Genomic DNA, 21,100 nt, shown 5'->3' on the forward strand with positions numbered 1-21,100 from the left:
TGACTTTTTGCGGTCGCAGAGCCATATCTCGCAGTACAGGAGAGCATGACCAATGGTGGAATGGATTACTTCGGACGGGTTCGTCGCATATCAAGACGCGCTCACCTTTATGGAACAGCGGGTCGATGCCATCGCCCGCGGCGAGGCCACAGAATGCGTTTGGTTGCTCGAGCACCCGCCACTCTATACCGCCGGAACTTCCGCTAAATCCAAAGACCTGATTGACCCCAATCGTTTCCCGGTTTTTGAGGCAAGACGCGGCGGTGAATACACCTATCATGGTCCTGGGCAGCGAGTTGTCTATGTGATGCTTGATGTCGCAAAGCGTGGTCGGGACGTGCGCCAATTCGTGAAGGATCTAGAGAACTGGGTGATTGCCACGCTTGAGACCTTCAATGTCAAAGGCGAAATCCGTGACGGACGTGTCGGCGTTTGGGTGCAGCGCCCCGAAAAGCCACAGCAAATCGACGGAAGCGTCGCCGAAGACAAGATCGCCGCCATCGGCATTCGGTTACGCAAATGGGTGTCTTTCCACGGTATCTCAATCAACGTAGAGCCAGACCTGACTCATTTCGCCGGTATCGTCCCCTGCGGGATCACGGATCACGGTGTGACCAGCCTTGTTGATCTGGGGTTGCCGGTCGATATGAACGACCTTGATGTCGCCCTAAAACGTTGTTTTGAAGAATATCTGGTGTCTGCGTAGGGTGGATTTTAATCCACCTCCCCTGTCACCATAGCAAATGACCCAGCCAATTGGCCGGGCCATCAGTCACTTGGGAAGCATTAGACCCGCGCACCAGAGGCTTCATCAAATCGATGGGTCATTTTCGTATCGGCCTTGAATGACAACCGTGTGCCATTCTTGATTTCTGCACGATCCATTTTAGCGACAAAGCCAGTGCCATGATCCGTGGTCAGGTGCACCAGGATATATTCACCTAGGTTCTCCACCAGATCGACGCTCCCGCTCAACCAGCTGTCTTGCTCTGGAACAGCAATCAAATGCTCTGGGCGAATACCCAACACCTGACCGTTGCTCACCGACACCTCAGAGCCTGCACTAATGTCTTGAGACGCAAAGAAGTTCATCTTGGGGCTGCCGATAAACTGCGCCACAAACATATTATCAGGGTGATCATATAGCTGGGTCGGGGAACCAACCTGCTCTACGCGACCATCACGCAACACAACGATCTTATCGGCAAGGGTCATCGCCTCGACCTGATCGTGTGTCACATAGATCATCGTCGAACCAAGCCGTTCATGCAGTTTCGAAATCTCGAACCGTGTTTGTACACGCAACGCAGCGTCAAGGTTCGACAAGGGCTCATCAAACAAGAAAACCTTGGGGTCACGAACAATGGCGCGGCCAATGGCAACACGTTGGCGCTGTCCACCCGACAGGTTCCGTGGGCTACGATCCAAATAGTCGTTGATCTGTAGGACTTCGGCAGCCGCCTTAACGCGGCGGTCGATCTCATCTTCTGGAGTTTTGATCTGTTTCAGACCAAACGCCATGTTTTTGTAGACCGACATATGTGGATAAAGCGCGTAAGTCTGAAACACCATCGCAACGCCACGCTTGGACGGGGCTGTTTCATTGACGACCTCATCGTCAATTGCGACTGTACCGCTCGTAATCTCTTCGAGACCTGCGATCATGCGCAGCAGCGTCGACTTACCGCAGCCCGATGGCCCAACAAATACAACGAATTCACCGTCTTCGATATCAAGGTCAATTCCATGCATCACCTGCACAGAACCATAAGATTTGCGAACGTCGCGGATTGTCAAACTGGCCATGATTGCTCCATGTCTTTGATGGCCGCACGCAATGTGTCGGCGAATGCAGGATAGGCGGTGGGCAGATCACCCCAAAGCTGCTGTGAAGTTACAAATTCATCCGTACCAAGCATTGCCTTCAGGCCCTCCCAGCTTGGTTCAAGATAGTCAAACGGGATACGCCCGGCGGCAACATGCTGCGCAAATACGTACCAGCTCGCGATGCTCCGAATGCCGTGATGCGGCATCACACCTTGCTTGAGGCATCCCTCAAGCGTTGGTCGGATAAAGATCGGGAATTTCGCGACACCATCAGCGCAAATCCGGGCAACCGTATCGGCGATGGCTTCGTTCTTAAAGCGCGCAGCGATGTCATCAAGATAAGCCTCTTTCGAGAAAGGCAATTCAATGGTCAGCGCGGGCAGCACTTCTTGGGTTTCATAGTTCCAGAAGTGGTCAAAAAGCTCTGGAACGCGCATCGCCGCATCAAAGGTTTCGATACCATGCAGCGCACCCAGATAGGTCAAGCAGGTATGCCCACCATTGAGAACCCGAATTTTCGTTTCCTCATAGGGGTCCACGTTGTCCGTAACGGTCACATCAACCTGATCCAGCGCAGGCATTGGCCCAGCAAAATTATTCTGCAATACCCACTGCACAAAGGCTTCTGCCGCAATCGGCTGATTTACCGTTTCGCCAGTTTGCTCTGACAATTCGGCTGACAGCGCTGCGGTCGAACGCGGGGTGATCCGGTCCACCATGGAACAGGGAAAAGTCACGTTTTCCGCAACCCATTGCGCCAGTGCATCTTGCCGCGTCAGCGTAAGATAGGCCGCAAAATTCGCCTTTAGCATCTTGCCATTTTGACGAATGTTATCGCAGCAGCATACGGTAATTGGCGCACCACCCGCGTCCATCCGCCGCTTTAGCGCGTTTTGCAGATAGGCATAAACAGTTGTGGGTGCCCCGCCTGCCACTTCGGCAGCAATTGTTGGGTCGTTGGCATCAAGCGCACCTTTGGGGTCCGTGTAATAGCCGCTTTCAGTCACTGTGATCGTCACCATATGGACGCTAGCTTGCGCCAGCAGGTCCTCTGCCGCATCGACATCTTTGGACCAATCAGAAAAGGCAACATGGCTCCGTACACGCCGCAAAGACACTTCACCATCAGGTGTGGTGGATTTCAGCAAATAGCCGTTTTCCCAATCAGTGCATTGAGCAAAAACATCTGCTTCGGGCGCGCGCAAATTGACAGCGGCAATCCCCCACGCCAGATCACCCGACTTTTGCATATAGTCGTCAATGTATTGGGCCTGATGGGCCCGGTGAAACGCACCAAATCCCAGATGAACAACACCCACCGCGCAATCAGCGCGATCATAGGTCGTTTCATAGATGGTGGCGTTAGCGGATTGATTCATCACGCAGTTTCCTTTGTAGGGATCAAATCTTTTCGGGCTTTGTCCCGATAGGCAGACGGTGTCATGCCCTTCATTTTCAAGAAGTGTCGGTTGAAATTTGCCAGGTTCTGAAACCCGACCTGATAGCAAATTGCTGCGACTTGTTCGTCGGTGGCGTAAAGCATCCCGCAGGCCTGACCGATGCGCACGCCGTTGACGAATTCAACAAAGCGGTGCCCGGTCGTTGCCTGGAAATTTCGGCGGAATGTGGCTTCGGTCATGCCGGCCATTTTCGCCGCGCTTTCGACCGAAATCTCATCCGCAAAGTTCTGAACGATATGATCGACGACATCGCAGATTTTAATCTGTTGCTTGCTGCGCTTTGCGTGATCAATCTTTTGGATCGACATGGTTTCTGTGTCTGGATGTTCGGCCAGCACAGTCAGGAACTCAAAAAACTCCAGCACCCGGTGTGGTCCCGTCCCGTCACGCAATGACGCAAGGCGCGCTTTGGCGTCTTCCATAGGGTAGCCGTTAAACTTAATCCCGCATTGTGAACGCTTGATCAGGTTTTGCGATGGCTCGAACTCGGGGAAGTGTTTGACCAAGCCTTCGATCTTTTCGTGATCGAACTGAATGACCATATCCCGCTGCGCGACAGGTTCTGTCCAAACCTCGTCCGTGATCCAGTTGTGCGGCAAATGCGGCCCAATCAAAAACAGATCACCGGGCGCAAAATCACCGATGTAGTCACCGACATAGCTGCGCCCATTGGTGGCCACGATCAGGTGCAGCTCGCATTCTTTGTGCGAATGCCAACGACACAATGGATCGGGCCAGCCGTGCTCTAGATAGCGAAGGCTATCGGGGCTGCTTTCAAGGACTTCCAGTTCAGGCTGAATAATCGACATTGCGCTACCTCAGCACATTACCGCCATCGACGCCGATGGTCTGAGCCGTCAGATAGGACGATTGTTCAGAGGCAAGGAACACAGCAACACGGGCGACATCATCAGGCGACCCCATGTAACCCAAAGGCACGGCCTCGCCGACTTCGCGTTTTTTCTGGCCGATTTCTTTGCCTTCGAACTTCGCAAACAGGCTGTCGACATGTTTCCACATCGGCGTGTCGATGACCCCTGGCGAAATCGCGTTTACGCGGATCTTATGGGGGGCCAGAGCGAGTGCTGCGGATTGCGTATAGCTGATCACGGCGGCTTTGGTTGCACAGTAATGCGCGACCAATGCCTCACCCCGATGCCCCGCTTGGCTGGACAGATTGATGATTGATCCGGGTTTACCCGCCGCGACCATTGCTTTGGCGGTGGTCTGCATGACAGCATAGAACGCACGCACGTTAACCCCGAATAGACGGTCGTATTGCGCCAGATCGGCGGTCAAAACATCGCCCATGTCAAAAATCGCTGCGTTATTAAACAGAACATCCGGCGCGATGCTGGTGATCCATTCTTGTGCTTCGGCCAAACCGGCATCGCTTAACAAATCGAATTGTCGATACGTCGCCGGGCCGTCAAAGCTGTCGGCAATATCGGTCGCATAGACCGTCGCGCCCATGGCCGCGAAGTGGGCAACCGCAGCGGCACCAATTCCGCCGCTCGCGCCAGTCACGAGGCAAACCTTGCCAGTCAGATCAACAGGAGCTGCATTCAGGGCCATTACTTTACCGCCCCGAATGTCAGACCTTGCACCAGTTGCTTTTGCGCAAGCCAGCCAAAGACCACGATTGGTGCACAAGCCAGTGTCGATACGGCAGATACCTTAGCCCAGAACAGACCTTCGGGTGCTTGGAATGATGCCACAAATGCGGTCAAGGTGCTCGCGTCCGTTGTGGTCAAAACGATGGACCAGAAGGCTTCGTTCCAGCACAGGATGATTGACAGCAGCGCGGTTGACGCGATCCCGCCCCATGCCAGTGGCATGACGATTTGGCGGATTTCATTATATGTCGATGTGCCGTCCATGCGTGATGCTTCCAAGATTTCCTTGGGGATTTCGCGGAAGTAGTTGAACAAGATCAACATCACGATTGGCAGGTTCATCAGGGCATAGATGATAACCAGCAGACCTTTGGTATCATACAGACCCGTCTTTTGCGCCAAAAAGTAGATTGGCATCAGAACGCCCACGGCAGGCAACATTTTGGTCGACAGCATCCACATCAGGATATCTTTGGTCCAACGCCCAGTGTTGAAAGCCATGGCATAGGCCGAAGGAATAGCAATCAACAGTGCCAGCGCCGTACCGCCAAAAGCCGTCACAATCGAGTTGATCGCGAATTTGGTGTAGTTCGTGCGCTCTTGGATCTCGGTGTAGTTTTCGAGCGTAGGCTCAAAGACCAGCAGCGGTGGGATCGCAATCGCCTGCCCTTCGGTTTTGAAGCTGGTCAAAACCATCCAGAAGATCGGGAAAAAGAACAGACAGGCGACAATCCATGCAGCCACAACTGCAATACGATTCTTGAGGTGTTCGCGTTGTTTATCAGTCATGGTTACACCGTCAGCGTTTTGCCAACTGCGCGGATCAGGAAGATCGCAACAATATTGGCAAGGATAATTGCAAAGACACCACCAGCCGAAGCCACGCCCACATCAAAGGCTTGCTGCGATTGAATGTAGATCAGGTAGGTCAAGTTCGTTGATTGCACACCGGGTCCACCACCAGTGGTGACGAAAATCTCGGCAAAGATCGCAAGATGAAAGATCATCTGAATCAAGATCACAATCGAGATGGGGCGCGCAAGATGCGGCAAGGTCAGGTGACGGAACTGCGACCAGAAACCAGCACCATCCAATGTGGCTGCTTCTTTTTGTTCTTGGTCTTGTGATTGCAACGACGTCATAAAGATCAGGATCGCGAATGGCGTCCACTGCCAGCTGACCATGATGATGATCGACGCGAGCGGCATGTCTTGCAGCCATTCAATCGGGGTTGCACCAATCACATTGGCAAAAAATGCGAACAGTCCGTTGTTTGGATCCATCAACATGTTCTTCCAAATCAACGCAGACACTGTCGGCATGATAAAGAACGGAGAGATCAACATAACGCGGACAATGCCCCTGCCCCGGAATGGGCGATCAATCAGGATCGAGACCGCGAGCCCCAAGACCACAGTGATCACCAAAACAGAGCCAACAAGCACCAGCGTATTCAGCAACGCCGGAAAGAATGATGGGTCAGTCCAAAAGAATTCATAGTTTTGCAGGCCGATAAAGCCTGTGCGCTCTGGGTAGAGCAGATTGTAACGGATCGTCGAGAAGTAGATCGTCATCGACAGAGGTACGATCATCCATAGAAACAGGACAATGATACTTGGCGCCTGGAGCCATCTAACAAGGGTGGGGTTCATGACCGGATTTCCTGCTGATCGAAATAAATTTGGGGCGGCAATTGGCGCCGCCCCAAATCGGGAGGAATTTAGTAGTAGCCAGCCTTACGCATTTCGCGGTCGGCAGCTTCTTGAGCAGCTTCAAGAGCTTCCTCTACGGACACATCGCCAGCCAGCGCAGCAGTCATTTGCTGACCAACAGCCGTACCAATTGCTTGGAACTCTGGGATCGCAGCGAATTGAACGCCAGTGTAAGGAGATGGGTTCTGTGTAGAGTTCTCTGGATCAGCAGAGAGGATCGCTTTCAGCTCAGCTTCGGCAAAGACAGCCGCATCTGTGAAGTTCGGGTTGTCGTATGTTGACTGACGTGTCCCTGTTGGAACAGCACCCCAACCGTTGGTTTCAGCAACCAGTTCGATGTACTCTTTGGATGTCGCCCATTCGATGAACTTCTGCGCGTCTTCAGCTTGGTTTGTACCTGCTGGGATTGCCAGAGCCCATGCCCACAACCAGTTCGCACCGCGTGTTGTCACAGCCTGTGGAGCCTGAGCAAATGCGATCACGTCCGCAACCTGAGACTGCTCAGGGTTGGATACGAAGGACGCAGCGATCGTTGCGTCGATCCACATGCCACACTTGCCTTCGTTGATCAGAGCAAGGATTTCGTTGAACGAGTTACCAGAAGAACCTGGAGGGCCGTAGTTGTTGAGCAGGTCAACATAGAAGTTTACAGCGTGGTTCCATGCTGGGCTATCCAGTGCAGGTGTCCAATCTTCGTTGAACCACTGACCACCGAAAGAGTTAACCATTGTGGACAGGAACGCCATGTTGTCGCCCCAGCCTGGCTTGCCGCGCAGACAGATGCCGTAAACGCCATTGTCCTTGTCGGTCATTGCCGCAGCAGCGTCTTGGATATGACCCCAGCTTGGGTTGTCAGGCATTTCCATGCCAGCTGCGTCCAGCAGGTCCTTGCGATACATGATCATCGAAGATTCGCCGTAGAACGGAGCAGCGTAGAGCGTGCCGTCATGGCTCAGACCGTTGCGCATTGCTGGCAGCAGATCGTCAACCTCATAGGCGTCAGAGAACTCCAGCGCTTCCAACCAGCCACGCTCGCCCCAGATCGGAGCTTCGTACATGCCGATTGTCATGATATCGAACTGGCCACCTTTGGTGGTGATGTCAGTTGTGACGCGGCTACGCAGTGTGCCTTCGTCCAGTGTGACCCAGTTTACGGTGATGTCAGGGTTTGCAGCTTCAAATGCTGGTGTCAGCTTTTGCATTTCAATCATGTGACCGTTGTTTACGGTCGCGATTGTCAATTCACCGGCAACAGCCACAGAGGCACCGGCTACGCCCAGGGTCAGCCCCAGCGCAGTATTACGAAGAGATTTCATATTTTCCTCCCAAAAAGTCGTCATGTTGCTTTTGGCAACGCGTTCTACAAGACTGACGGATGAAACTGTTCATATCCTATACGTTTTGAACAAGTTGATATACGAAACACACGCGAATACCGCAATTTTCAGATTTTTATGCGCGGAAAGTATGACCTTCGCACTTGCAGCATAATATTCTTACATTTCGCAATATCGAAACAATAGCACACCCCGCCCTCAGAAGCGATTCTTGAATGATCGGAAATGCACATTTAGGTTGATTACCAACCCACCCCATCAATCATTAGTAAATCAGCATCAAAGCAGAGTTGCGTGTAAGCCTGTGGTCAGTATAGGACCTTAGCAAGATCAAGACCGCGAACGGATCACCGATGACTTCTTCGAACTCAACGACGACACAGTTTAACATCGTGATCATCGGACAGTCTGGCAGGCTTGCCTACGAAGCTATTCTCTTTGCCGCATCATTGCGTCATTCAGCACCAGATTTCACCGGCAAGCTAATCGTCGCAGAGCCACAGCCCGGCCCGCGGTGGGACAACGATCCGCGCATGCCGGGAGATATCAAAGACGCCCTTATCAGCATGGGCGCCGAGATCAGGCCATTTCAGTCCGAGCATTTCGGCAGCTCCTACCCTTATGGCAATAAGATTGAGGCGCTTATCGCGATGCCAGAGGGTGAACCCTTTGTGTTTTTTGATACGGATACGATCATCACAGGCGATATCGGCTCTGTCCCCTTCAACTTTGATCGCCCCGCTGCCTCGATGCAGCGCGAAGGAACATGGCCCGTCGAAGAGTTATACTGGCCCGGATATACGGCCATCTGGAAATCACTCTACGATCGCTTTGACCTCGACTTTGACAGCAGCCTCGATCTATCTCAGCCGGACGAATATTGGGAACGTTACCTCTATTTCAACGCAGGTTGGTTTTATGGCGCGGACCCTGTCGCGTTCGGCAAAAGATTTACAGAGTTTGCAGTCTCTGTCCGCGATAACCCTCCGCCAGAATTGGTGATCCAACCGCTTGATCCTTGGCTCGACCAAATCGTGCTTCCGCTCGTTATTCATTCATTTGGCGGCGGGCGCCCCGCACCAGAGCTAAGCGGGTTAGACGGCGATGTCTCTTGCCACTACCGTGTGCTCCCGTTGTTTTACGCGCGTGAAAGCGACCGTAATATCGCCGCACTTGAACAGATCGCCGCACCGAACAAGGTGAAGAAAATACTTAAACAATATAACCCGTTTAAACGCATGATTTTCCAAGGGCGTGGCCAAAAGGTGCGTGCGCTCTTTGATCAAAACGATCTGCCGCGCTACGAAAAATCGCTGCGCAACAAAATCAAATCAGCCGGATTCTGGATGCGTTAGGTTCCGCACGACCTATTTTTCGAACATCCCGGAAAAATCAGCAAACCCTTTGACTTCAATAGGGTTTCCAGATGGATCCCGAAAGAACATGGTCCACTGCTCACCGGGTTCACCTTCGAATCGGACAGACGGCGGGATGATGAATTCGGTGTTGCGGGCCGTCAGACGGTTAGACAAATCTTTCCATATGGGCAGCGGTAGAACGACACCAAAATGCGGCATGGGCACCATGTGATCGCCAACCTTGCCTGTCGCCGCATTTGGAAACGGCTCACCCAGATGCAGGCTCAGTTGATGCCCAAAGAAATCAAAGTCGACCCAAGTGTCTGTTGAGCGTCCCTCTGTTGCGCCCAGAACCTGACCGTAGAAATCTCGGGCGACATCCAAGTCAGTGACGTGAAACGCGAGATGGAATGGATAAGTCATTTTTATTTGGCCCCGCTTCATAGTTACTGTTCGACCTTACACACGGCCAAAAGTAACGCAACGAACACAGCTTCGGAGATCGTTCACAAAGATGTCGGCACCCTTGGCGTGGGCAGTTTTCTGCTATACGCTTTCGCTGCGGGGGCAAAACGCATTTTGCCGAGAACACCAATATGCTAGATTCGGCACATGACGACAAATTTTGCGCTCTCTCTTTCTTTTGAAGGTATTGAACTTTTGCATCGGGTCACACGCGGCTGGAAACGCGTTGGTGGTGCTGATGTAGAAGACGAAAATCTTGATGCTGTTCTGGCCCGCCTGCGGGAAAAAGCTCTCGGGCTTGATCCAAGCGGCATCCGGAGCAAGCTGATCATCCCAATGGATCAGATTAAGTATCTGGCCATTGATAGCACCCAAACGACGCTTGATGATGTTCATGCCGCCCTCGAAGGCGCGACCCCTTACGATCTCGACGATCTGGTGATTGATTACGAACGTTCTGGTGGGCGCACGCATATCGCCGCAGTTACCAAAGAAACCCTGCAAGAAGCAGAAAGCTTCGCAAGTGCGCATCAATTCAATCCGGTTGCATTTGTTGCCGTGCCAGAGCCCTTTACCTTTCAAAAAGAAGTGTTCTTTGGGCCAACATCCATCGCCAACGAGATCTTAGATGATGGCGTGTTGCCAGAGCGCGACCAGTTGCCAGTAATGAAAGTAGGGACACGGGTTAAATCCCGCTTACTGGTCATGGCTCCCATCCCGGACGCCCCCGACGAATCCGACCTGCTGAATGACCTCGCCCCGCCGGTTACCGTAGAGACGCCCGCAGCGATCGTCGTGCCGCCAGAGCCACCCGTATCGGCACCCAAGGCACCCGCGCTCGCGCAACCAAAATTGTTAGACCGCATCATTTCAGAGCATCACGCAGGGCCAATCCCCGCCCCTGCCCCGGTCGTAGCAAAGCGTAATGTGGTTGTCGCAAATCCCAGCTTTGCCTCGACAATCGGCCTGCACCCGGCAATTCGCGAAATCTATCCTGAACGGTTGCGCAGGGAAAAACCTGTCCTGCGCGCGATCACGCCACTCAAAGCCACATCTGCCTCTGGGCCAAAACTGACGGCAACCAAAACGCAAACAGCTTCGACCGCTCAGAAAGGCAATCGTACTGTTGTGATTACTGCGATCGCGGCGAGTGCCGCAGCCGCCGCTCTCTTTGCTTGGTGGCAATGGGCGCCGCAGGCATCCCCCTCAACGACCCAAGAAATCGTCGAAGCTCCTGCCGTTGTCGCACCTGTCGACGCGCCAAACGTGATTGCCGAAGTCACAGTCGAAGACCGCGCTCCTGAGGCTCACGACTTGCAGGTCGCACGCATGTCTTATCTGGACGTCGGGCCAAGCGACGTCATTCTCCCCGCAGAAATTACCGAAACATCCACTGCGCGGCCCGTGCCGCTTGCTATTGTTTCAGCCGATGTCGGCGTTGCACCAACGCTATTTACCGCGAGCCCACCGCCGCCCGCGACACAAGATCCCCTATCCCAAGACGCCGAGACCCCGCGCGTCACGGGGCGTGTACTAAGCCCGGCCGAAGCCCAAGCCGCCTATGAGGCAACAGGTGTATGGCAGCGTGCCCCGCGTTTTGTTGACAGCCCCCGGATTGAGGCCGCTGCAAATGTGGACCTGCCGTCCGAGGTAACCGCCGCGCATCGCGGTATACAGCCCGATTCCTTAACGATGGATGGCCCCGAGGCGGATCAAAGCTTCCTCGCACCAAACAACCCGCCTGCCGCGGATGTTTCATTTGCACTTGATGAAAGCGGACAAATCATTCCATCCGAAGAAGGGACACCAACGCCGCAGGGCGCAGTGGTCTTTGCTGGGTTGCCCAATGACAACCTAAGAGTTCGCCCGGAACTGACCGAAGAGCAACGCACCCAGATGGAGATCGTCGCGAACGCGCCCGACGGTGTGGTTGTCATCGCGGGTCGCCCAGCGATCACGCCGCCAACGCGACCAGAATATGCGGCTCTTCCGCAAGATGACGCGCCTCAAGAGGACACCGCAACCGCTGGGGCAGTGACACTTGATGCGCTGACGGATGACGCCGCAGATCAAATCGCAGAGGACACGCTACGCCCGCAATCACGCCCAGATGGACTGGTTCCTGTGTCCCCGACGCCTGATCCCGGCACCCCCGATATTACTGCGATCCTCGAAAGCGTCATCGCCGAAGGCGAAACAGATCCCTTTGTTGCCCCGACTGCTCAGGCTGTTGCATCCTCAGTGCGCCCAACATTGCGTCCCCGCAATTTTGACCGGGTTGTGGCCGCCGCACGTGAGCGTCAAGCAACCCAACCAGCGCCAGCAGCTGCACCGCCAGTCGCTGCCTCGGTCGCACCACAAAATTATGCCCCGGTGCCCGGTGGCGTCGCACGCGCCGCGACGCAAGACGGCGTGATCCGCCTGCGTGACCTGAACCTGATTGGCATCTATGGCCGCCCCAATGCGCCGCGTGCGCTCGTTCGGCTTGGCAATGGTCGTTACCAGCACGTCGAGGTCGGCAGTTCCCTAGATGGCGGACAGGTGACCGCAATTGGCAATGGTGTGTTGAACTACGTCAAGCGCGGACGTACCGTGGTTTTGGAACTGCCCGGCGGCTGAAAGGCCCTTGGCCAACATAACAAACCAGACCGCAAAACATTAATCGCATTGCGCGTTGTGGCACAGCCATCGAGTATCCATATCTAGCCCCATGGAAAATTTTCTACTTCAGGCAACAATCTATCTGGGCGCAGCCGTCATCGCGGTTCCCTTCGCGGCGCGGCTCGGGCTTGGCTCTGTGCTTGGTTATCTTTTGGCCGGGATCGTGATTGGACCGCTGACGGGTCTGGTTGGGACAGAAACCCAAGACATCCAGCATTTCGCAGAATTTGGCGTTGTTATGATGCTCTTTTTGATCGGGCTAGAGTTAGAGCCGCGCGCCCTTTGGGATATGCGCAAGCGACTGATCGGCTTGGGGGGCATGCAGGTGATGCTAACCATGATGACGATCATGGGCGTGTGTATGCTGATGGGCTATGATTGGACTGTATCTCTTGCGATCGGGATGATCTTTGCGCTTTCGTCAACGGCCATAGTCCTACAGACGTTAACCGAGAAAAAGCTGATGCAAACAGCGGGCGGGCGATCCACGTTTTCGGTATTGCTAACCCAAGATATCGCTGTGATCCCGATGCTTGCGCTCTTGCCGCTGCTGGCCACACCTGTGCTGCTACGGCTGGCCCCTGACGGGTCAATGCAACGTGTCAGCGACGATGCACATGACGCCCACGGCAGCATGAGCCTTGTCGATGGGTTACCGGGTTGGGGTGTAACGCTGGTCACCATTGGTGCTGTCGCGACGATTATTTTGGTCGGGGTGTTTTTGATCCGCCCCTTGTTTCGCTACATCCACCATGCCCGACTACGCGAGATGTACACAGCGTTTGCACTGCTGCTAGTTGTTTCAATTGCGGTCTTGATGGGGCTTGTCGGATTGTCTCCTGCGCTAGGCACATTTCTTGCTGGCGTTGTCTTGGCGAACTCTGAATTTCGCCACGAATTGGAGAGCGACCTCGAACCGTTCAAGGGCCTACTGCTTGGCGTCTTTTTCATCACGGTTGGTGCGGGCATAAACTTTGATCTCTTCTTTGCCGACCCTGCCTATATCCTTGGCCTCACAGCAGGTGTCATGCTGATCAAAGGCGTGATCCTTTATGGATTGAGCTATGTTTTCCAGCTCAAGGGCAAAGATCAGTGGCTGTTCACGCTTGGCCTCGCGCAGGCGGGTGAGTTCGGGTTTGTGCTGATCTCGTTCTCATCACAACAGGGCGTACTAACCGACGGATTAGCCGGGCGGCTCTTGCTCGTGATTGCGCTGTCCATGCTGATCACGCCGCTTTTGTTTATCATATACGATTTACTTAGCCGCCGGATTGGCGAGAGTGACACGCCCGAGCATGACGAAGTCGATGAGCAAGGCACGGTCATTATTGCTGGGATCGGGCGGTTTGGGCAGATCGTGAACCGGCTTGTGCAAAGCGCAGGTTTCTCAACCGTTGTGATCGACAGCAATCTACAGACCGTGCAAATGATGCGTAAATTCGGGTTTCGCGGGTTCTTTGGCGACCCGACCCGCCCTGACCTACTTAGCGCGGCGGGGCTAGACGATGCGCGTGTTCTCGTGGTGGCGATAGACGACAAAGCATCCGCCACCAAACTGGTCAGCTACGCGCGCAAAGCGCGGCCAGACCTGCATATTGTCGCCCGCGCCCGCGATCGCGTACATGTTTATGAGCTATACGCCGCTGGCGCCAACGACATCGTCCGCGAAATGTTCGACAGCTCATTGCGCGCAGGGCGCTACGCGTTAGAGAACCTTGGGCTCACCGAGTTTGAGGCCGCCGAAGCAGAGCAGACGTTCTATCAGCATGACCGCCGCGCGATGCGTGAGTTGGCCGATCTGTGGCAACCTGGTGTGCCTGTATCTGATCTGCCTGACTATGTTGAACGCGCACGCGCGCTTAACAATGATCTGGAAACGGCATTGGCCACACGGCAGCAAACTAACGAAAACAAAGATAGTTAGCCTGCGCTAACACCCGCCTCGGCAAATGTGGACATGCCGGAATGACAGGCGATTGCGCCCTTCAAAACGCCAATCGCAAGCGCCGCCCCTGATCCCTCGCCCAAACGCAGCCCGAGGTTTAGCAAAGGTTCCTTACCAAGTGCAGAGAGCAGACGGCCATGTGCGCCCTCGGCGCTTTGGTGACCGGCAACAGTGTGATCCAACGCACCCTCAACCGATTTTGCAAGGGTTGCTGCGGCAGCACAGCAGATAAACCCGTCCAGAATTACGGGGATACGGTGATGGCGCGCCGCTGCAATCGCCCCTGCCATCGCGGCAAGCTCGCGCCCGCCAAGACAGCGCAGCGCCTCTAGCGGGTCATCCGTTTCATGCAGCGCTAGCCCCTTAGCCACAACTTCGGTCTTGCGCACCAATCCAGCGTCATCAACACCTGTTCCACGCCCGGTCCAATCCGCCGCGTTTTCACCCAAAACAGCCGCAGCAACCGCCGCAGCAGAGGTGGTGTTGCCGATCCCCATTTCGCCAGTCACCAAAAGGTCACTGTTTGGATCAACAGCGTCCCATCCGATCTGTAGGGCCTCGACAACCTCTGCTTCTGTCATCGCGGGTGATTGGGTGAAATCCGCCGTGGGTGTCTCGAGCGACAAGGCGTGTACATCCATTTTCGCACCAAATGCTGCCGACAATTGGTTAATCGCAGCGCCACCATGTTCAAAGTTAGCAACCATCTGGACAGTAACCTCGGGGGGAAAGGCGGAAACGCCTTGGGCACAAACACCATGATTACCCGCAAAAATGACAACCTGTGGCGCAGAAATCTGGGGCTTGGCCGTGCCGCGCCAGCCTGCGTACCAAATGGCGAGGTCCTCAAGACGGCCCAAAGCACCGGGTGGTTTCGTCAGTTGGCCATTGCGTTCTTGTGCAGCTTGCACGCTTTTGCTGTCGGTCATTGGCGCCTGCGCCAAGGTTTCGCGGAATTCGGAAAGTGTATTGAACGGCGCTTGCATCATGACCTCGTTGCGTGAATCGTTGCTTATGTCTAACGATCAAGCCAGCAAAGAAAAGGCTACAAGGGGCATCCCATTGGACAATCGCGACGTCAAACTCATGGACGCAATTGATCTACCGGCGGCGATTGGGTTGTTAACCCGCATACCCATTCACGTTCCACAAGAACGGGCCTTGGCGCGCGGGGCGGCATCTGCTTGGGCATATCCGTTGGCCGGTGCGCTTGTCGGCGTAATTTTGGCTACATCGGCGAGCCTATTGATCTGGGTAGGTCTGCCCGCCGGAATTGTTGCCGCGATCACCCTTGCCATCAGCGCGATCATCACGGGTGCCATGCACGAAGACGGGCTTGCCGACACTGCCGATGGGCTATGGGGTGGCTGGGACAAGTCACGCCGCCTTGAGATCATGAAAGACAGCAATATTGGGGTCTACGGCGTTTTGGCGCTGTGTTTTTCTGTCCTGATCCGCTGGCTGGCACTGTCGGCGCTGATTGCATTTGATCACTATTGGACGGGACTGATTGCCATTGGAGCACTTAGCCGATGTGGCATGGTTGGCGTGATGTCCACTTTGCCAAACGCCCGCGCAACGGGACTTAGCCAATCTGTCGGTAGACCGACATTGCCAACACTGTGGGTATCTATTGCCGCCGCCGCAATTATCGGGGTGCTTTGCGGGCTTCCGTTCTTAATCCTTGGCACGGGGATCGTAGCCCTTGCCTGCGGCATTATTGCACAGCAAAAGATCGGCGGACAAACCGGTGATATTCTGGGCGCGACCCAACAGATCACTGAAATCGTCTTACTGCTCGCCTTGATTAGTTAAGCGTGCAGTCCATCGCAGCCTCAAAAGAGGCGCGCCCCTCATGGGGGCCAAGGTCGCGGGTTTGCACGCGACCATCCGAAAAAGTGGTCGCAACCACACGGGTCCAGTTTGCGTTGGCGGTGATCATCTCGGGTGCGCCACCGCAATCGCGAATACCGCCAGCAATGCTATCCTCGCCGATTCGGTGATTGGTTAATCCCGGCACATCAAGAACATGGGTCAGTGCACCTTCGGCGAAACGCCAAATACGCAGCGTTTTTGCCAGATGCGGACGATCAATATACGCAATCTCAATTGCGCCATCACCATCCAGATCCGCCGCCCCAATCGGAGCAAGCCATCGATGTGTCCGGCCAATATAAGGCGTCTGCGCAATTTGGGTCAGCACCCCGTTGTCACCGACGCCCAGAACGACCAATCGCGCACCGCGTTGAATATGGGTGTGGATGACGACGACTTCGGGTTGTCCATCACCAGTGACGTCCCACAATCTGGGTGCTAAATCTTCGAACACCTGATCTTCAGGCAGGTCGATCGGCCAAGTTTTTTGCTTACGACCGCGCAAAATCAAGCCGCTATCGGCCGCTCCGCCGTTTGTTGTTATCTCCAACCCGCCCCACTCGATCGCATCGCCTAAGATGCCATGATCGTAGCGCGTCGTGGGTTCAACAAATTGGGCAGAGGAAATGGTTTGCGCGCCCGTCGCGATGGGCCAAGCGGCCAAGAGGAACGCGCCAATCCGCATCACATTTGCTTTTCTGGCATAAGGACCCGCAACCCTTCCAGATCGTCGGTCACCTTGAGCTGACAGGTCAGGCGCGACTTTACCGGGTCAGGTTCATAGGCAAAGTCCAGCATATCCTCTTCCATGCCGTCCTTTGCAGGCAGTTTATCAACCCATGCATCGTCGATGTAGACATGGCAGGTAGAGCAAGCACAAGCACCGCCACAGTCCGCCTCAATCCCCGGAATGCCATTGTCACGGGCACCTTCCATGACGGTCAAACCGTTTGCGACGTCAACGACGTGTTCCTTACCGCCGAATTCGACATAGGTGATCTTGGCCATGTTGCTATGATCCTTTGTGCTTACACTAGTGTTTCACGCATTAGTAAATCACCTGTAAAGGCGGGGCCAGCGTAAATCACAAACCTATGATCTGAAACCGATGCCGTGATTTTTCCGGTTATCATCAAGAATCAAACTCACATGGTGGCTTCGGTTACGATTTCATCTGTGTTTTCAATCGACTGACAAGAAATTCAATAAACTGCTTGCCCCTCGGTCATTAGCATTGTTTCATATTTGCAGACGCTGGCAAAACCAGCGACACCGTTATCTTTGGGAGGATACACTATGACATTTTTCAAAGCCGCAGTTGCGGCAGGTTTTGTGCTGGCCGCTCCGGCTGCGCAAGCAGAGGAAGCCAGCTATATCCTAGCGACAGCTTCGACTGGCGGAACCTACTATCCAGTTGGGGTCGCTCTTTCGACATTGGTAAAAGTAAAACTGGAGCCGAAAGAGAAAATCGGCATGTCCGCCATTAGCTCGGCCGGATCGGGTGAAAATGTGCGTTTGATCCGCGAAGGTGAAGCACAATTTGCGATCCTTCAGGGGCTGTACGGCTACTATGCGGCAACAGGCACGGGCCCAGTTGCTGAATCCGGCCCACAAGAGCATCTGCGCTCGGTCACGATGCTATGGCAAAACGTCGAACAGTTTGTCGTTGCGTCGGATGCTGCCACAACCGGCACGATGGCCGATATGGTCGCGCTAAAGGGCGAAGCAATGGCGTTGGGTTCACAAAACTCGGGCACCATCGGATCAAACGGCGCGCTGCTTGCTGGGCTCGGGGTTGATATCAACACAGACTACGAACTGGTTTACGGTGGTTACGGCCCATCAGCCGAGGCGCTACAAAACGGTCAAGTCAAAGGTATCGGCACGCCGGCAGGTGTTCCAACAGGCGCGATCAGCCAGTTGATGGCCGCCGCCGGTGATAGTGTCACGATGCTTTCCTTCACCGAAGAAGAGCTGGCCGCCGCAGACGGTGGGCGTGAACTGTGGACCCCATATTTGATCCCAGCGGGCACCTACCCCGGTCAAGACACCGATGTGAATACCATCGCACAGCCGAACTTTTTGGCGACACACACCGATCTGCCAGAAGAGAACGTCTATCAGATCACCAAAGCGATCTATGAGAACTTGCCATTCCTGCAAGCGATTCACCCAGCAACCAAAGTAATGGCGATTGAGTCTGCTATCGCTGGCCTACCTGTCCCGCTGCACCCAGGTGCGGTGCGCTATTACCAAGAGGTCGGTGTTGATATCCCCGACCGTCTGATCGCAAACTAAGTCCAGTTTGGCCCGCATCACTGCGGGCCATTTTGCTAGGAAATACCCATGTCCGAAGAACGCCCCGCCGAAGGGTTAGCGCAGCGAAGCTTTCGTGGCGCGCCTCATATTGCCCTGTCCATCCTGTGTTTTGTCATCGCTGCCGGGCACATCTATGTTGCCTTTGATCCGATCATCTCAGAGACCCAGCGCAACGCCTACCACTTTGCCGGGTTTGCCTTTCTTGCGGCTGTTCTATTTCCCGCGATCAAGGGCAAAACCAAGAGCAAAGCTGGAACCTTCTTTGACCTTTGCTTTGGGTTGCTTATTGCGGCGGCTGCGATCTATCTGCCCTTTGCAGAAAACGGGATATACGATCGCGGGGTAAAGTTTATCTGGCTCGATTGGGCCGCGGCCATAATATGTATCATTGGCGCGATTGAACTGACGCGGCGCTTGACGGGATGGGTTATTCCATCACTGATCATCATTGCGCTTAGCTATATCGGGTTTTGGGGGCAATACATCGGAGGCGTGTTTTCCTTTCCGGGGCTGTCATGGGAATCCATCGCGTTTCGTTCGATTTACGGTGACGATGCGATGTTCGGAACCATCGCGCGGATTTCTTCGACATATGTGTTTCTGTTTATCATTTTTGGCGCGTTTCTTTTGCGTTCGGGCGCAGGCGATTTCGTCATCAATCTTGCCCGCGCCGTGGCCGGACGCATGGTAGGCGGGCCAGGCATTGTCGCTGTGATCGCCTCTGGTTTGACGGGGACGATCTCAGGCTCTGCCGTTGCGAACACGGCCTCTACGGGTGTGATTACAATTCCGTTGATGAAAAAGGCGGGCTTTCCCCCCAAGTTCGCAGGCGGGGTTGAGGCCGCCGCCTCAACAGGCGGGCAGTTAATGCCGCCGATCATGGGGGCTGGTGCCTTTGTCATGGCCAGCTTTACCCAGATTCCATATGAAACCATCGTGGCCGTCGCAGCCTTGCCTGCGCTGTTGTATTTCTTGTCGGTCACATTCTTTGTCCGTATCGAAGCCCGCCGCCTCGGGTTACGCCCGATGGAAAGCGACGGGGAAACGCTGCGCTCGGCCTTTGCCAAAGGTGGGGCAAGCTTTGTCATCCCGATTGGCGGATTGATCGCACTATTAGTGTCGGGGTTCACCCCGGCCTATGCAGCAGTCTTTGGGATCGTGGCGGTTATCGGATCCAGCTGGCTGACCCAAAACCCAATGGGTCCGCGCGCCGTCGTTGAGGCCATGATCATGGGCACCAATGGGATGATCATGACGGCTGTGTTGCTCTGCGCTGTGGGATTGGTGGTGAACGTGATCGCCACTGCGGGTATCGGAAACACGTTCAGCTTGATGATTGCAAAATGGGCGGGCGGAAATCTGTTGATTGCGATTATCTTGATCGCCATCGCGAGCCTTGTTCTAGGCATGGGCCTGCCTGTCACAGCCGCTTACATCGTTCTCGCCACGCTATCCGCACCGGCCTTGGCAGGCATGATCAGTGACCGCTTTGTGATCGAGGCATTGGCGGCGGGTACTATGGGAGATGCGGCCAATGCGATCTTGATGTTTGGCATCCCTGATCCATCTGTATTGGCGGGGCCACTTACACATGCAGAGGCGGCTGCGATCATCAAGACGCTCCCGCTTGAGGTCGCGGCCCCGCTGCGTGATCTGGTTGTCCCGCAAGAGGTCGCCATGGCTGCATTGTTGTCGGCACATATGATCATCTTTTGGCTCTCCCAAGACAGTAATGTCACCCCCCCTGTCGCGCTTGCGGCCTTTACCGCCGCAGCAATCGCCAAAGCACCAGCAATGGCAACAGGCATCGCCAGTTGGAAGCTGGCAAAGGGGCTGTACATCGTTCCCCTGATGATCGCCTATACGCCATTCCTGTCGGGTGACTGGGGTGTCATGCTGATCATCTTTGGGTTTGGGGTTGTCGGTATCTATGCTATCGCTGCCGCCCTGCAAGGGTGCATGGAGCAACCAATTGGTCCAGTACTACGTGCGGTGATGATCTGTGCGGGGGCGGCCTGTATCTGGCCATTCGCGCTTTGGGTTCAGCTCCCTGCTGCGTTGCTTGTCATTGGGCTCTTGATCTGGAATCGTCGCGATATTCAGTCAGGAGTTCATCATGCCAGTTCAGGGTAGCTGCCTTTGCGGTGCAATTACATTTTCGGCGGATCAATCCCCGACCACGGGTAACGCCTGCCATTGTACCAGTTGTCGAAAACAGTCGGGGCATTTCTTTGCCTCGATTGATATCCCCAAGGACGCGTTGCGCATCACGGGAACGGATCAGATCACATGGTATCACGCCTCAGAAAAGGCCAGACGCGGGTTTTGTAAAACCTGCGGGTCTACGCTGTTTTGGGATCCACTGTTTCAGGATTGGACGGCCGTTGCCATGGGGGCCTTAGACGGGGAAACACAGCTTAGTCTGTCGATGCATATCTTTACCGGCGAAAAGGGTGACTACTACGAACTCACTGACGGGATCACCCAAAATCCAACGTAAAAAGGGCCGCATAAAGCGGCCCCTT

At 54.7% G+C, this 21,100-nt stretch carries 19 protein-coding genes; 8 read left to right on the forward strand and 11 right to left on the reverse strand.

Annotated features, from left to right (window positions below; translation table 11 throughout):
* Window positions 1–52: 52 nt before the first annotated feature.
* The gene (gene lipB / locus TW80_RS07015; RefSeq protein ID WP_045996540.1) at window positions 53–706 is read left to right on the forward strand and encodes a lipoyl(octanoyl) transferase LipB; all 654 of its coding nucleotides are present in this window, start codon (window positions 53–55) and stop codon (window positions 704–706) included.
* Between the two features lie 80 nt (window positions 707–786).
* On the opposite strand, the gene TW80_RS07020 is transcribed toward lipB, so the two are convergent.
* The 7 genes from TW80_RS07020 to TW80_RS07050 form a co-directional block, all read right to left on the reverse strand.
* Window positions 787–1,806: an ABC transporter ATP-binding protein gene (locus tag TW80_RS07020; RefSeq protein WP_045996541.1), complete on the reverse strand. Its 1,020-nt coding sequence runs from the start codon at window positions 1,804–1,806 to the stop codon at window positions 787–789.
* On the reverse strand, window positions 1,794–3,206 hold the full coding sequence (locus TW80_RS07025; protein ID WP_045996542.1) for a mannitol dehydrogenase family protein: 1,413 nt from the start codon (window positions 3,204–3,206) through the stop codon (window positions 1,794–1,796). Before TW80_RS07025 ends, TW80_RS07020 begins: the two co-directional genes overlap by 13 nt.
* Window positions 3,206–4,096 carry a helix-turn-helix domain-containing protein gene (locus TW80_RS07030; RefSeq protein WP_045996543.1) on the reverse strand — a complete coding sequence of 297 codons (891 nt, stop codon included), beginning with the start codon at window positions 4,094–4,096 and terminating at the stop codon, window positions 3,206–3,208. Before TW80_RS07030 ends, TW80_RS07025 begins: the two co-directional genes overlap by 1 nt.
* A 4-nt stretch (window positions 4,097–4,100) precedes the next feature.
* The gene (locus TW80_RS07035; protein ID WP_045996544.1) at window positions 4,101–4,862 is read right to left on the reverse strand and encodes an SDR family oxidoreductase; all 762 of its coding nucleotides are present in this window, start codon (window positions 4,860–4,862) and stop codon (window positions 4,101–4,103) included.
* Entirely contained in the window at window positions 4,862–5,692 is an 831-nt protein-coding gene (locus TW80_RS07040) for a carbohydrate ABC transporter permease (RefSeq protein ID WP_045996545.1), read from the reverse strand. Before TW80_RS07040 ends, TW80_RS07035 begins: the two co-directional genes overlap by 1 nt.
* A 2-nt stretch (window positions 5,693–5,694) precedes the next feature.
* Entirely contained in the window at window positions 5,695–6,555 is an 861-nt protein-coding gene (locus tag TW80_RS07045; RefSeq protein WP_045996546.1) for a carbohydrate ABC transporter permease, read from the reverse strand.
* Between the two features lie 68 nt (window positions 6,556–6,623).
* Complete coding sequence (locus tag TW80_RS07050; protein WP_045997083.1) at window positions 6,624–7,931, reverse strand: ABC transporter substrate-binding protein; 1,308 nt, start codon at window positions 7,929–7,931, stop codon at window positions 6,624–6,626.
* A gap of 374 nt (window positions 7,932–8,305) precedes the next feature.
* On the opposite strand from TW80_RS07050, the gene TW80_RS07055 reads away from it, so the two are divergent.
* Window positions 8,306–9,307: a hypothetical protein gene (locus TW80_RS07055; protein ID WP_045996547.1), complete on the forward strand. Its 1,002-nt coding sequence runs from the start codon at window positions 8,306–8,308 to the stop codon at window positions 9,305–9,307.
* Between the two features lie 12 nt (window positions 9,308–9,319).
* Here TW80_RS07055 and TW80_RS07060 read toward each other — a convergent pair whose 3' ends face one another.
* Window positions 9,320–9,733, reverse strand: a complete 414-nt coding sequence (locus TW80_RS07060) for a VOC family protein (protein ID WP_045996548.1) — start codon at window positions 9,731–9,733, stop codon at window positions 9,320–9,322.
* Window positions 9,734–9,922: 189 nt separating this feature from the next.
* Here TW80_RS07060 and TW80_RS07065 point away from each other — a divergent pair, with 189 nt between their 5' ends.
* Complete coding sequence (locus TW80_RS07065; protein ID WP_045996549.1) at window positions 9,923–12,394, forward strand: hypothetical protein; 2,472 nt, start codon at window positions 9,923–9,925, stop codon at window positions 12,392–12,394.
* A gap of 91 nt (window positions 12,395–12,485) precedes the next feature.
* Window positions 12,486–14,360 carry a monovalent cation:proton antiporter-2 (CPA2) family protein gene (locus TW80_RS07070; RefSeq protein WP_045996550.1) on the forward strand — a complete coding sequence of 625 codons (1,875 nt, stop codon included), beginning with the start codon at window positions 12,486–12,488 and terminating at the stop codon, window positions 14,358–14,360.
* Here TW80_RS07070 and cobT read toward each other — a convergent pair.
* Window positions 14,357–15,367 (reverse strand): nicotinate-nucleotide--dimethylbenzimidazole phosphoribosyltransferase, encoded by a 1,011-nt coding sequence (cobT, locus tag TW80_RS07075; protein ID WP_045997084.1) that lies wholly within the window; start codon window positions 15,365–15,367, stop codon window positions 14,357–14,359. The two genes, TW80_RS07070 and cobT, sit on opposite strands and share 4 nt — an antisense overlap.
* Window positions 15,368–15,467: 100 nt before the next feature.
* On the opposite strand from cobT, the gene cobS reads away from it, so the two are divergent.
* Window positions 15,468–16,196 (forward strand): adenosylcobinamide-GDP ribazoletransferase, encoded by a 729-nt coding sequence (gene cobS / locus TW80_RS07080; RefSeq protein ID WP_045997085.1) that lies wholly within the window; start codon window positions 15,468–15,470, stop codon window positions 16,194–16,196.
* On the opposite strand, the gene TW80_RS07085 is transcribed toward cobS, so the two are convergent.
* Both TW80_RS07085 and TW80_RS07090 read right to left on the reverse strand, forming a co-directional pair.
* A complete protein-coding gene (locus TW80_RS07085; RefSeq protein WP_045996551.1) occupies window positions 16,189–16,941 on the reverse strand; it encodes an FG-GAP repeat domain-containing protein in 753 nt (250 codons plus the stop codon). The genes cobS and TW80_RS07085 overlap by 8 nt on opposite strands.
* On the reverse strand, window positions 16,941–17,264 hold the full coding sequence (locus TW80_RS07090) for a 2Fe-2S iron-sulfur cluster-binding protein (RefSeq protein ID WP_045996552.1): 324 nt from the start codon (window positions 17,262–17,264) through the stop codon (window positions 16,941–16,943). Before TW80_RS07090 ends, TW80_RS07085 begins: the two co-directional genes overlap by 1 nt.
* Window positions 17,265–17,552: 288 nt before the next feature.
* Here TW80_RS07090 and TW80_RS07095 point away from each other — a divergent pair, with 288 nt between their 5' ends.
* From TW80_RS07095 to TW80_RS07105, 3 genes are read left to right on the forward strand one after another with little or no spacing between them, the layout of a single operon-like run.
* Complete coding sequence (locus TW80_RS07095) at window positions 17,553–18,554, forward strand: TAXI family TRAP transporter solute-binding subunit (protein ID WP_045996553.1); 1,002 nt, start codon at window positions 17,553–17,555, stop codon at window positions 18,552–18,554.
* A 48-nt stretch (window positions 18,555–18,602) separates the two neighbouring features.
* Entirely contained in the window at window positions 18,603–20,708 is a 2,106-nt protein-coding gene (locus TW80_RS07100; RefSeq protein WP_045996554.1) for a TRAP transporter permease, read from the forward strand.
* Complete coding sequence (locus TW80_RS07105; protein ID WP_045996555.1) at window positions 20,692–21,075, forward strand: GFA family protein; 384 nt, start codon at window positions 20,692–20,694, stop codon at window positions 21,073–21,075. Before TW80_RS07100 ends, TW80_RS07105 begins: the two co-directional genes overlap by 17 nt.
* Window positions 21,076–21,100: the final 25 nt, after the last annotated feature.

This window comes from Loktanella sp. S4079, from assembly GCF_000967725.1.
Taxonomy (GTDB): domain Bacteria; phylum Pseudomonadota; class Alphaproteobacteria; order Rhodobacterales; family Rhodobacteraceae; genus Yoonia.

What these genes read in the sequence shown, in the direction of transcription:
- TW80_RS07050 (WP_045997083.1), bottom strand. Translation starts at nt 7,931, where the DNA reads ATGAAATCTCTTCGTAATACTGCGCTGGGGCTGACCCTGGGCGTAGCC.
- cobT (WP_045997084.1), bottom strand. Translation starts at nt 15,367, where the DNA reads ATGCAAGCGCCGTTCAATACACTTTCCGAATTCCGCGAAACCTTGGCG.
- TW80_RS07035 (WP_045996544.1), bottom strand. Translation starts at nt 4,862, where the DNA reads ATGGCCCTGAATGCAGCTCCTGTTGATCTGACTGGCAAGGTTTGCCTC.
- TW80_RS07030 (WP_045996543.1), bottom strand. Translation starts at nt 4,096, where the DNA reads ATGTCGATTATTCAGCCTGAACTGGAAGTCCTTGAAAGCAGCCCCGAT.
- TW80_RS07090 (WP_045996552.1), bottom strand. Translation starts at nt 17,264, where the DNA reads ATGGCCAAGATCACCTATGTCGAATTCGGCGGTAAGGAACACGTCGTT.
- TW80_RS07095 (WP_045996553.1), top strand. Translation starts at nt 17,553, where the DNA reads ATGACATTTTTCAAAGCCGCAGTTGCGGCAGGTTTTGTGCTGGCCGCT.
- TW80_RS07105 (WP_045996555.1), top strand. Translation starts at nt 20,692, where the DNA reads ATGCCAGTTCAGGGTAGCTGCCTTTGCGGTGCAATTACATTTTCGGCG.
- TW80_RS07040 (WP_045996545.1), bottom strand. Translation starts at nt 5,692, where the DNA reads ATGACTGATAAACAACGCGAACACCTCAAGAATCGTATTGCAGTTGTG.
- TW80_RS07055 (WP_045996547.1), top strand. Translation starts at nt 8,306, where the DNA reads ATGACTTCTTCGAACTCAACGACGACACAGTTTAACATCGTGATCATC.
- cobS (WP_045997085.1), top strand. Translation starts at nt 15,468, where the DNA reads ATGGACGCAATTGATCTACCGGCGGCGATTGGGTTGTTAACCCGCATA.
- TW80_RS07100 (WP_045996554.1), top strand. Translation starts at nt 18,603, where the DNA reads ATGTCCGAAGAACGCCCCGCCGAAGGGTTAGCGCAGCGAAGCTTTCGT.
- TW80_RS07020 (WP_045996541.1), bottom strand. Translation starts at nt 1,806, where the DNA reads ATGGCCAGTTTGACAATCCGCGACGTTCGCAAATCTTATGGTTCTGTG.
- TW80_RS07070 (WP_045996550.1), top strand. Translation starts at nt 12,486, where the DNA reads ATGGAAAATTTTCTACTTCAGGCAACAATCTATCTGGGCGCAGCCGTC.
- TW80_RS07025 (WP_045996542.1), bottom strand. Translation starts at nt 3,206, where the DNA reads ATGAATCAATCCGCTAACGCCACCATCTATGAAACGACCTATGATCGC.
- TW80_RS07045 (WP_045996546.1), bottom strand. Translation starts at nt 6,555, where the DNA reads ATGAACCCCACCCTTGTTAGATGGCTCCAGGCGCCAAGTATCATTGTC.
- lipB (WP_045996540.1), top strand. Translation starts at nt 53, where the DNA reads ATGGTGGAATGGATTACTTCGGACGGGTTCGTCGCATATCAAGACGCG.
- TW80_RS07085 (WP_045996551.1), bottom strand. Translation starts at nt 16,941, where the DNA reads ATGCGGATTGGCGCGTTCCTCTTGGCCGCTTGGCCCATCGCGACGGGC.
- TW80_RS07065 (WP_045996549.1), top strand. Translation starts at nt 9,923, where the DNA reads ATGACGACAAATTTTGCGCTCTCTCTTTCTTTTGAAGGTATTGAACTT.
- TW80_RS07060 (WP_045996548.1), bottom strand. Translation starts at nt 9,733, where the DNA reads ATGACTTATCCATTCCATCTCGCGTTTCACGTCACTGACTTGGATGTC.